This is a genomic window from Streptomyces sp. NPDC002181 (assembly GCF_042890485.1).
In the GTDB taxonomy this organism is placed as follows: Bacteria; Actinomycetota; Actinomycetes; order Streptomycetales; family Streptomycetaceae; genus Streptomyces.
Map to the genome: position 1 here is coordinate 146,713 of NZ_JBIASC010000014.1, position 9,670 is coordinate 156,382.

The following is a 9,670-nucleotide window of genomic DNA, read 5'->3' on the forward strand; positions in this document are numbered from 1 at the left end:
GACGCTGTGAAATCGGAGGTACGGGTGCCCAGCACTACGCTGTCCATGGCCACGCTGCCCGGGGGCCTGGTCGCCCTGCCCGGCGTTTACCAGCCGCAGGCGGACACCAGGCTCCTCGCGGCGGAGCTCGCCCACGAGGACCTGGGGCCCCGTACCGAGGTCCTGGAGATCGGTACGGGTACCGGCGCGCTGGCCCTGCACGCCGCGGCCAGGGAGGCCCGGGTCACGGCTGTCGACGTGTCCTGGCGGGCGGTGGCCACGGCACGGCTGAACGCCTGGGCTCACCGTCTGCCGTTGCGCGTACTGCACGGCGATTTCGCGGCACGTACCACGGGACGGCGCTTCGACGTCGTCTTTTCGAACCCTCCGTACGTCCCGGCCCCGGACGGCCGACCGCCCTCACACGGGCCGGAACGGGCCTGGGACGCCGGCCGCGACGGGCGCGCGGTCATAGACCGGATCTGCGCGGACGCCCCCGCCCTGCTGCGGCCCGCCGGAATCCTGCTCATGGTGCACTCGGGGATGTGCGGTGCCGACGAAACCCTCGACCGGCTGGCGAGGGCAGGGCTGGCCGCCACGATCACTGCGACGGCCTCCGTGCCGTGGGGTCCCGTCCTGCGGTCGCGACGAGGCTGGCTGGAACAGCAGGGACTGGCAGCGCAAGCCGAACAATGGGAAGAGCTGGTGGTCATCCGTGCCCAGAGACCCTGACACCACCCCGTGCCCGGTCCCCGTCATGGCGGGCTGCCGGCGGGTGGCCGTGGAGCACCAGGGCCCCGTCCTGGTGGAGGGGCCGGTCGAGGTCGTCCTGGAAGACGGGACGGTCGCCCGCTCCGACCGCTTCATGGTCGCCGTGTGCACCTGCCGCCGCAGCCGTACGTACCCGTGGTGCGACACCAGCCACCGCCGCCGCGAACGAGCCGCGTCACCGCCCGAGAACAGGAATCCGGAATGACCCCTCCTCCCAGCCCGGCCGGCACCATGACCGTCGCCGGCCCGCGTCTCGCCGAGGGGCGCGGAGAACTCTCCGACGCCGTCGTCCGGGCCCTTCGGACGGGGACCCCGCCGGTCTGCGCTCCTGGAGCCCTACTCGCGACCGACCCGTGGGGCGAGGACCTCCAGCTCGCCCTCTACCTGCTGTACGAGCTGCACTACCGCGGTTTCGAGGAGGTGGACGACGCGCGGGAGTGGGACCCGAACCTGCTGCGCCTGCGCCAGGCCATGGAAGCCCGCTTCCTGCACGCCCTGCGCACCCGGCTGTCCGACGCGCCCCGGTCCGTCGAGGACGCCTTCGGCCCCCTGCTCGTCGAACCCGTCGACCTCTCGGACAGCCTCAGCCACCATCTCGAAACCAGCGGCGAGCTCTGGCAGTTGCGCGAGTACGCGGCCCTGCGCTCCCTCTATCACCTCAAGGAGGCCGACCCGCACCTCTGGGTCGTCCCGCGCCTCACCGGGCGCGCGAAGGCGGCGATGGTCGCCATCGAGTACGACGAGTTCGGCGCCGGCAGCGCCGACCGCATCCACGCGAAGCTCTTCGCCGACCTCATGACCGACCTCGGCCTCGATCCGGCGTACGGCCGCTATCTGGAGCAGGCACCCGCGCCCCTGCTGGCCACCGTGAACCTGATGTCCCTGTTCGGGCTGCACCGGGCCATGCGCGGTGCGCTCGTCGGCCACTTCGCCTGCGTCGAGGTCACCTCCTCGCCGGGCTCGCGCCGCCTGGCCAAGGCCATGCGCCGCTGCGGGGCCGGGCCGGCGGCCGAACACTTCTACGCCGAGCACGTCGAGGCCGACGCCGTCCACGAGCAGGTCGTACGCCACGAGGTCATCGGCGGTCTCCTCGCCGACGAACCGGACCTCGAAGAAGACATCGCGTTCGGCTGCGCGGCGACCGTCCTGCTCGAGGACCGTCTCGCGAGCCACATCCGCGATGCCTGGGACCAGGGACAGAGCGCAATGCGCACGCCCCTGCCCGAGCGGTAGAGGATGGCGTCAAGAAGCGGCGCGTCGGCCTCAGGCCGGGCGCGCCGCTTCCACGTCCAAGCTGATGCGTAGGGCCGCCACAGCGCCGCCGAGCTCCAGAAGCCGTCGAAACTGAGGCGGGAGGGGGCCGGCCACCGTGAACAGAGGGAGCCGGTGATGGGCCTGGACGAGGAGCCGGAGCAGAACGGAGTCTCCTTCCGGCGGCTCCTTGCCGCCCACGCCCACGCAGCCCGTCGCGGACTGACCGGCGAGGGGCTCGACCCCGTACGGGGAGAGCACGTACCGGCTCTGGTGTCGGCGGAGCGGCTGCTGGAACGCGCGGCTCCCGGACTGGCCGCGACCGGAGACCTGAACCTCGCTTCGGAGCGCGACCTCATCAGTGGACGGTGGGACGACGAGATGACCAGCTGCACGACAAGCCGGAACCGTGCGCGCCTCCTTACACCCGGAGACGTACGCCCCACCCAAGGGACCCGGTGGCACGGTGTCGAAGGAAGAGGCCGGAAACCCACACGGCAAGCCGGTCAAGAGCTACGGCGGTGGGCGCCACCATGCGCCGACGCGGCCCGGCGCCGGCCGTGGCGGTGCGCTCCGCCACGGTCCGGCCCGCCCAGCCATTCGGCATTCGTCCGGCCTTTCGCGGGAGAGCCCACCCGGGTGAAGGAACCCGCCCCGCTGCCGTACGGGGACCACCTCGTCACCGAGCGCCGGGAGGTCCTGCGGCGATTCGCCAACGGCAGCGACACCGGCCACCCGTGCATGCACTCGTTCCCGCCTGCGCACGCTCGTCCGCCTCGGCCATAACTTCGAGGCCGGGCCCAGGGCCAGGCTTCCGTATCACGGACTTACACGATCTTTCAGACACACTCTCGGCGCTGAGAGTCCCTAGTAGTTGATGCAGGTGATCCGCCACGGGTAGCGGGCACTGCATCGATTGAACTTGATGCCGTTCACGTTGTACTGGTAGGCGGTCCAACGTGGCAGGTCGCTCTGCTGATTGATGCCACCGTAGTTGACGCAGGTAACCCGCTGCCCGCTCACGGTGCAGCCGTTGGTGACCGCCGCTGCTTGCGCCGACGGAGCGGCGAGGAGCATCGTAGTGAGCACTGATGCGGCACCGAACGCCCACGTCCTCGTCCTCGGCATCGTCATTGCACAGACCTCCTGTTGCTGGGGTTGACTGCCCGTCCTGTGCGACCAATGTCACCGCTCCGGCTGATCACTGCCAGGCAGGTGATCCGGATGGGTGGGGGCCCATGTCGGGATCGGCGGCCACAACCCCACGCCGTTCCGCTCGCTGCCGGACCGGCGTTCGAGCACGGCGCGACGCCTGGGACAGGAACAGGCCGGATGGAGACGCCGTCTGCGAGTCGGCCAAGCCCTGCGCGTGGAACACCCGTCGTCCAGCCGGGCGGGCAGCGCCGTCTCGGGAGCGGTCCAGAAATGGGCGGCCCGGTCGTTCCGCCGCCGCGGAACGCTCCGAGCACCGGGCCGTGCAGTCGACAGAGGGGCACACCATCCGGGTCTGGGCGACGAGCCTCCTCCCGGGCACCGTACGAACGGAGGACACGGCCTGCCGCCGCCCGTGCTTAGCGTGGGCGACGTACACCGAGAGACCTGCCCGCCGGGCGGGCCGAGAGGAGATCCGATGAGCGCATACGACCTGGCCGACGCCTTCCGGCTCGACCCCCGTGCCGAGACGGCGGGCCCGCGTACGGCCGATTCGGCGGCCTTCGCGACCCGTGACGTGTCCCTGCCCGACTGGGTGACCACCGGCTGTGCCGACCCGGGCCCTGCCCGCCGGCAGCCGGACGGCCGGTAGGGCTCGACCTCCGGAGGGCCGGATCGCCCCGGACCTCCGGAGGAACGGGGGCAGGAACGGGGACAGGGACACGGCAGGGACAGCACGCATGCGTCGACGAGTTTTCGAACCGGGGCCCGGAGCGCTGGCCCGCATCCCGTTGAGGCCCCTCGCGGCGGGTCCAGGGGACGGGGCGGGAGTGCTGGAGGAAGCGGTCCTCCTCGCTGCCCCGGGCCTGGACGCGGCGACGGCCGGGGTCGTGCACGACGAGGGCGGCAGCCTCGAACGATCGCTGCGTTCCTACGAGATCCGCTCGCGCACCCGCCCGACCCCCAGCGGCGTCTTCAGCGGGGTCGCCCCCGTCAGGTTCGCGGAGCCGGGGCCCGACGGAGCCGACACCGAGCGGCTGGTCCTGGGCACGGCCCACCGGGCCGTCACGGCACCGAGCGGGTCCTGGCTCGCGGCGGTCGCCGACCGGATGCTCGACGACCCGGACGTCCTCGACCGCACCACGCTCACCACCGACAACACCGTCCGCACCGTCGACGGCAGGTTCGAAGTCGAGTACGCCGCTGCGGGAAACGGTGTCGCCGGCGTGCACAGCGTCCGCGACACCCAGGTCTCCCGGATGCTGCTCGACGCCTGCGCGGAGGGCAGGCCGGCCGCCGAGGTCCTCGGCCTGCTGCTCGGGCTCCACGCCGGCCACGACGAACGGGCCGTCCGTCGCCTGCTGCTCCAGATGATCCGGTCAGGTCTGCTCCTGACCGACCTCACCCCCGGTGACCTGCCGGCGCTGACGCTGGCCCGGCTCACCTCGTACACACGGCCCGGGGACGGATGGTCCGTCCTGTCGCGGCTGCGGGAGCTGCTCGCACGGGCCGACGCCCACCCGCCCGGAGCGGCACCGCGCATCGAACTGCTGCGCCGGGCCCGGCTGCTGATGCGGGATCCGGAGCCGACCGGCCGGCCCCTGGTGGCCGACACCCGTGCCGACGCCGCGGTCGTCCTGCCGCGCCGGCTGGCCGAACAGGCCGCGGAGGCCGCCGGTGTGCTGTGGCGGACGGCGCCCACGAAGCCCCCGCTGGCCGACTACCACCGGCGGTTCGTCGCGGCGTACGGCATCCACCGCATGGTCCCGCTGACGGAGGTGCTGGACACCGCCGCCGGTCTGGGCCCGCCCGGCCCCGGCGACGGACTGGGCGCCGAGGAGGACACCGCGCCCGCCCGCCTGGCGGTCCTCGCCGAACTCGCCGCGCACCACGGCCCGGACAACGAGGTGGTGCTCACCGAGGAACTCGTGGAACGGCTCGCCCCGCACTGCGGCGAACCCCCGCCGCGCTCGGCGGAGATCCACGTCCGGGTCGTCCGCGACGGCACCGGGCCGCTGCGGCTCGCCGTCTGTCCGGGCTCGGGATCCCAGCAGGCCGGCTCCGGCGCGGCCCGGTTCGCAGCGCTCGGCTTGATCGACGACGCTTCGGACCGGGAGGACCACCAGGCTGCCGAGGACGGCCCGGGTGTGCTCGTCGCCCACGTCGCGTGCCGGGCGCTGACCGCCTCGGCGGCAGCGCTCGCACCGCCCGCCGCCGGCCCCGGGCCGCACATCGCCGTCGGCGTCCCGCCGCGGCCCGGTGACCTCACCCCCGCCGACCTGTACGTGGCCTCCGACGGGCGGCGGCTCGTCCTCTGGTCCACGCGGCACGGTTGCCGGATCGTCCCCCTCGTACCGCACCGGCTGACCCCCGAACTCCTGCCCGCTCCGGTCCGGTTGCTGCGGCTGCTCGGACACGCCGACTCCCGTCCCTGGCGCACCTGGTCGTGGGGACCGTACGCCGAGCTGCCCACCACCCCGCGCGTCCGCCACCGGGACGTGATCCTCGCCCCGGCCCGCTGGACGCTCCCCGCGACGCTCACCGAAGCGGCCGACCGGCCCGCGGAGTTCACCGCCCGGCTCGACGCCTGGCGCACGGACACCCGGCCGTCCCCGCCGCAGCACGTGATGGTGGAGGAGGCCGACCGGCTGCTGCCGCTGGACCTCGACGACCCCCGTGACCGGGAGATCCTGCGCACCCGGACCCGGCACGGGGTACGGGCGGTCCTCGAACCGCTCGGCGCCGCCGCCCAGCCGGCCGTCGTACGGGGCCCCGACGGCGCCCACCTGCTCGAAGTGGTGGTCCCGCTGCGCCGCGCCGCGACCGGGCACGGCCCCGTACGCCTCGACCCGCGCTGCGCCCCCCGGTCCCGTTCGCTGCCCCGGTCCCGCGACGGCCGGGAGCCGTCCGGATGGCTGTCGCTGCACGTCCAGGTGCCCGGCCCGCGGCAGGACGCCGCGCTCCGCCGGCTCGCCGACACCCTGGCCGGACTCCCGCCACAGGACGCCGCCCGGTGCTTCTGGATCCGCTACGCGACCCCCGGCTTCGGCCCGCACCTCCGGCTCCGCCTCGGCGGCCGCCCCGAAGTCCTGGAGGCGCTGCTGCGGCCGGCGGCGGAAGGCTGGGCGCGTGAGCTGCACGACCTCGGACTGGCCGGGGCGGCCCGTTGGGAGCCCTACGTGCCGGAGGTCGAGCGGTACGGCGGACTCGCCTGCCTGGCCGCCGCCGAAGCGGTGTTCGCCGCCGACAGCGCCCTGGCCCTGGCGGCCCTCGATCCCCGCTCCGCCGGGGGCGGGGCGGAGGCCCAGCGGATCCTGCTCTGCGCGGCGGGCGCCGTGTCCGTGGCCAGGCTGCTGGCCGGCGGTTCCCCGCGCGCCGTCGCGGCGGCCGGGCTCGGCCGCGAGGAACGCCGCCGTCGCGAGGCGCTGCGGGGTGCCTTCCGCGCGCTGCCGCCCGAGCCGGCGGCCGCGGGTTCGGCCCTCCGTACGGCCTGGGTCGCCCGGGACACGGCGCTGACGGCCTACGGGGCCGCGCTCGCCGCCGCCCCCGCAGCGGCGACGGCAGCGCCCGTCTCGCCCGGTATCGCGGAACTCTGTGCCTCCGACGTCGTCCACATGCACGTCAACCGGCTGCTCGGCCCGGACCCTGCGACGGAGCGCCTCGTACGGTCCCTCGCCTCGGACGCCCTGCACCGGCCGTGATCTCGTGACCAGCGCACGTGAAACCGCCGCCACGGCCGCCCTGGACGTCGCGGCCGCGCTCGCCGATCCGGCCGAGGTCGCGCGGGGCCTGCCCGCCGCGCACGTCCACAGCCTCGGCGACGGGCTGGCGGGCACGGCCCTGCTCCACGCCCGCCTCAGCTCGGTCGACCCGGTCGGCGTCCCACGCGCGCTGGCGCACTGGGAGTCGGCGGCCGCGGCGCTGCGGGACCGCGGTCCGGCCGCCCCGGACGGCGTGTTCCTGGGGCGCGGCGCCCTCGCCGCGTCGCTGATCGTCGGGGCCGGCCACCTGCCCCGAGGCACCGTTCCCGCAGAGGCGGTACGCGAGGGCACCCGATGGCTGTCCGACCGTGCCGAGGCGATCGCGGCGGGGGGATGGCCCCCGTTCCGGCCGCCGGTGTACGACGTCGTGCGCGGCCTCAGCGGCATCGGACGGCTGCTGCTCGCCGCGTCGGAGGACGGCCGGGCGCCGGTCGAAGCGGCTCCGGGGTTGAAGGCGGCGCTGACACTGCTGACCGGGATGGTCCTCGGCGGGACCCCCGGCCTGCCGGGCTGGTCGACCGCGGCTCGGGACTCCGGCGACGGTCGAGGCTCGGGCTCGGGCTCGGGTGGCTCCCGGGCCGACACCGGGATGGCCCACGGCATCGCCGGTCCGCTGGCCCTGCTCTCCCTCGCCGAGTCGGCCGGTGTGTCCGTACCGGGCCAGCGGGACGCGATCGAGTCCGCCGCCGACTGGCTGCTGGACCACCGCGCGGGCGCGTCCTGGCCGCCCTGGGCACCGGGCGCGCCGCCGAACGGGCGCCGTGACGCCTGGTGTTACGGGGCTCCGGGCATCGCCCGCGCCCTGGACCTCGCCGCGGCCGCCGTCGGCCGGGAACGGTACGCGGACGCGGGACGCACCTCTCTGCAGGCCCTCGCGGACCGGGACCCGGGGTCCTGGGACACCCGGGGGCCCGGTCTCTGCCACGGCACTGCGGGGGTGCTCCAGGCCGCGCTGCGCATCCGCTGCACGGTGCTGGCCGACGCTGCCGCCGCGCACACCGTCCGTCTGCTCACGCGGGAGCGGACGGACGGTGCGGGTGGCGGGGAGGCCGGCTTCCTGACAGGTGCGTGCGGAGCGGCCCTGGCCCTGGCCCAGTACGCGGACCTGCCGGGCCGCGCCGCGCGGCCCCCTTGGGACTGCCCGCTGCTGACGGCTTGACGGCTTGACGGCCTGACGGGCAGTCGGGCAGCGGGCGGGCGGGCGGGCGGGGCCCGTTCCTAGGAAAGGAGTTCGGCCTGCAGCTGCGGAGCCAGGCGCTGGCCGGAGACCGGGTCGAAGTTGGGTTCCATGGTGACGGTGGTCCCGGTCGTCTGGAAGGCGCTCAGGGAGATCGTGTCGCCCTCGTTGAGCTGGAGGACGGACGACACCGCCTGCGAGGGGTTCGGGTACGACCCGATGGGCTGGTCGTCCTCGGCGTAGATCCCGCCGTTGACAATGATGCGCAGGGAGCGGAACGCCGAGGCCGGCGCGGAGCCGAATGCCCAGACGACGCGGCCCTGGACGAGGTAGCGGCCCGCGGTGTTGACCGTGAGGGTCGACGCCCCGGCGTTGAACATGCCGTCGGTGTCGAACACGGCGCCGGAGAAGGCCACCTGGGTGGCGACGGCGTTGGGGACGGCCTGGATCTCGGTGCCGTAGACGCTCACGCCTACGTCCGCCGTCTCACCGATGGGGCCGCCCGGGTCGGTGGGATGACCGGGGTGGCCGGGCTTGGCCGGTTTGCCGGGGTTCGGATCCATGTGGTGGCCGGCGACCACGGACCCCTGCGGGGCGGCGCCGGCCGTGGTCCCGCTCATGACGGGCAGGGTCACGACCAGCGAGGCCAGAGCGCAGCCCAGGATCCGCCTCCTCCTTCCGGTACGCGGTCCGAACGACGGCTTGCGGTTCGCCGCATCAGCCATGACTCCGCCTCTCTATCGAATTTCGTTGAGGACTTTCGCTCATTTACGCCATCAGCCGGGACGGCTCGTGGCTTGATACGACGCCGGATGATTCATCCGACCGGATCCACGACACGGAAGCCCGGGGTACCCGGACAGGCCGCGGCTCCGGCTGCCGCTACTCCGCTTCGGAGACGCCCGGTCCGCCCTCCGGGTCCGCATCCTGCGTGCTCCTGACGCTGCCGTGCGGGGTCGCGGTGAACGGGGTGCACTCCTGGTGCAGGAAGGTGGCGGTGAGGGGGCCGTGGTTGAGCGGGCAGGTTGCCGCGTAGGCGTGGTCGTCGGTGGTGAGGAGGGTGATGCGGAGCCGGTCCTTGGCCGTGGCGAGGGAGATGCTGGCGATCGGAACCGCCGGGTAGTCACGGACGTGGGAGAGGGAGACCCAGGTGGGCGGGGTGCGGTGGAAGCGCTCCGACTGGATCCAGGCCCTGCCGTCGGCGTCGACCTTGGCGGTGTACACGCGGTCCCGCGCGATCACCGTGGACACGTCGAGTACGGGCCCTGCGCCTGGGCCGGTAGCACCGGTAGCACCGGTAGCACCGGTAGCACCGGTGGCTCCGGTCATCCCTGTTGCGCCGGTCGGGCCGGTGGCACCGTCGGCGCCGGTGGCTCCGGTCGGGCCGGTGGCTCCCGTGGCACCGTCAGCTCCCGTGGCACCGTCAGCCCCGGTCGCACCCGTCGCTCCTGTGGGGCCGGTGGCTCCGGTGGCACCGTCGGCGCCGGTCGCACCCGTCGCTCCTGTGGGGCCGGTGGCTCCGGTGGCACCGTCGGCGCCGGTCGCACCCGTCGCTCCTGTGGGGCCGGTGGCTCCGGTG

At 74.3% G+C, this 9,670-nt stretch carries 9 protein-coding genes; 6 read left to right on the plus strand and 3 right to left on the minus strand.

Features of this window, described 5'->3' with window-relative positions:
• Positions 1-45 precede the first annotated feature (45 nt).
• From ACFYXV_RS28880 to ACFYXV_RS28890, 3 genes are read left to right on the plus strand one after another with little or no spacing between them, the layout of a single operon-like run.
• Positions 46-711, plus strand: a complete 666-nt coding sequence (locus ACFYXV_RS28880; RefSeq protein WP_389384519.1) for a HemK2/MTQ2 family protein methyltransferase — start codon at positions 46-48, stop codon at positions 709-711.
• Positions 695-955, plus strand: a complete 261-nt coding sequence (locus ACFYXV_RS28885; RefSeq protein ID WP_389384435.1) for a CDGSH iron-sulfur domain-containing protein — start codon at positions 695-697, stop codon at positions 953-955. Before ACFYXV_RS28880 ends, ACFYXV_RS28885 begins: the two co-directional genes overlap by 17 nt.
• Positions 952-1,983: an iron-containing redox enzyme family protein gene (locus ACFYXV_RS28890; RefSeq protein WP_389384436.1), complete on the plus strand. Its 1,032-nt coding sequence runs from the start codon at positions 952-954 to the stop codon at positions 1,981-1,983. The genes ACFYXV_RS28885 and ACFYXV_RS28890 overlap by 4 nt, the downstream gene beginning before the upstream one ends.
• 885 nt (positions 1,984-2,868) lie before the next feature.
• Here the strand turns inward: ACFYXV_RS28890 and ACFYXV_RS28895 are convergent.
• Positions 2,869-3,135, minus strand: coding sequence for a hypothetical protein (locus ACFYXV_RS28895; RefSeq protein ID WP_385835787.1), 267 nt, complete (start codon positions 3,133-3,135; stop codon positions 2,869-2,871).
• Positions 3,136-3,631: 496 nt separating this feature from the next.
• On the opposite strand from ACFYXV_RS28895, the gene ACFYXV_RS28900 reads away from it, so the two are divergent.
• The 3 genes from ACFYXV_RS28900 (at position 3,632) to ACFYXV_RS28910 (ending at position 8,073) form a co-directional block, all read left to right on the plus strand.
• A complete protein-coding gene (locus tag ACFYXV_RS28900; protein WP_385461688.1) occupies positions 3,632-3,805 on the plus strand; it encodes a hypothetical protein in 174 nt (57 codons plus the stop codon).
• Positions 3,806-3,893: 88 nt separating this feature from the next.
• A complete protein-coding gene (locus tag ACFYXV_RS28905) occupies positions 3,894-6,854 on the plus strand; it encodes a lantibiotic dehydratase (RefSeq protein WP_389384437.1) in 2,961 nt (986 codons plus the stop codon).
• A gap of 4 nt (positions 6,855-6,858) precedes the next feature.
• Positions 6,859-8,073: a lanthionine synthetase LanC family protein gene (locus ACFYXV_RS28910; RefSeq protein ID WP_389384438.1), complete on the plus strand. Its 1,215-nt coding sequence runs from the start codon at positions 6,859-6,861 to the stop codon at positions 8,071-8,073.
• A 59-nt stretch (positions 8,074-8,132) separates the two neighbouring features.
• Here the strand turns inward: ACFYXV_RS28910 and ACFYXV_RS28915 are convergent, their stop codons facing one another.
• A complete protein-coding gene (locus tag ACFYXV_RS28915; RefSeq protein ID WP_389384439.1) occupies positions 8,133-8,816 on the minus strand; it encodes a hypothetical protein in 684 nt (227 codons plus the stop codon).
• 157 nt (positions 8,817-8,973) lie between these two features.
• Complete coding sequence (locus ACFYXV_RS28920; protein WP_389384440.1) at positions 8,974-9,342, minus strand: hypothetical protein; 369 nt, start codon at positions 9,340-9,342, stop codon at positions 8,974-8,976.
• Positions 9,343-9,670 lie beyond the last annotated feature (328 nt).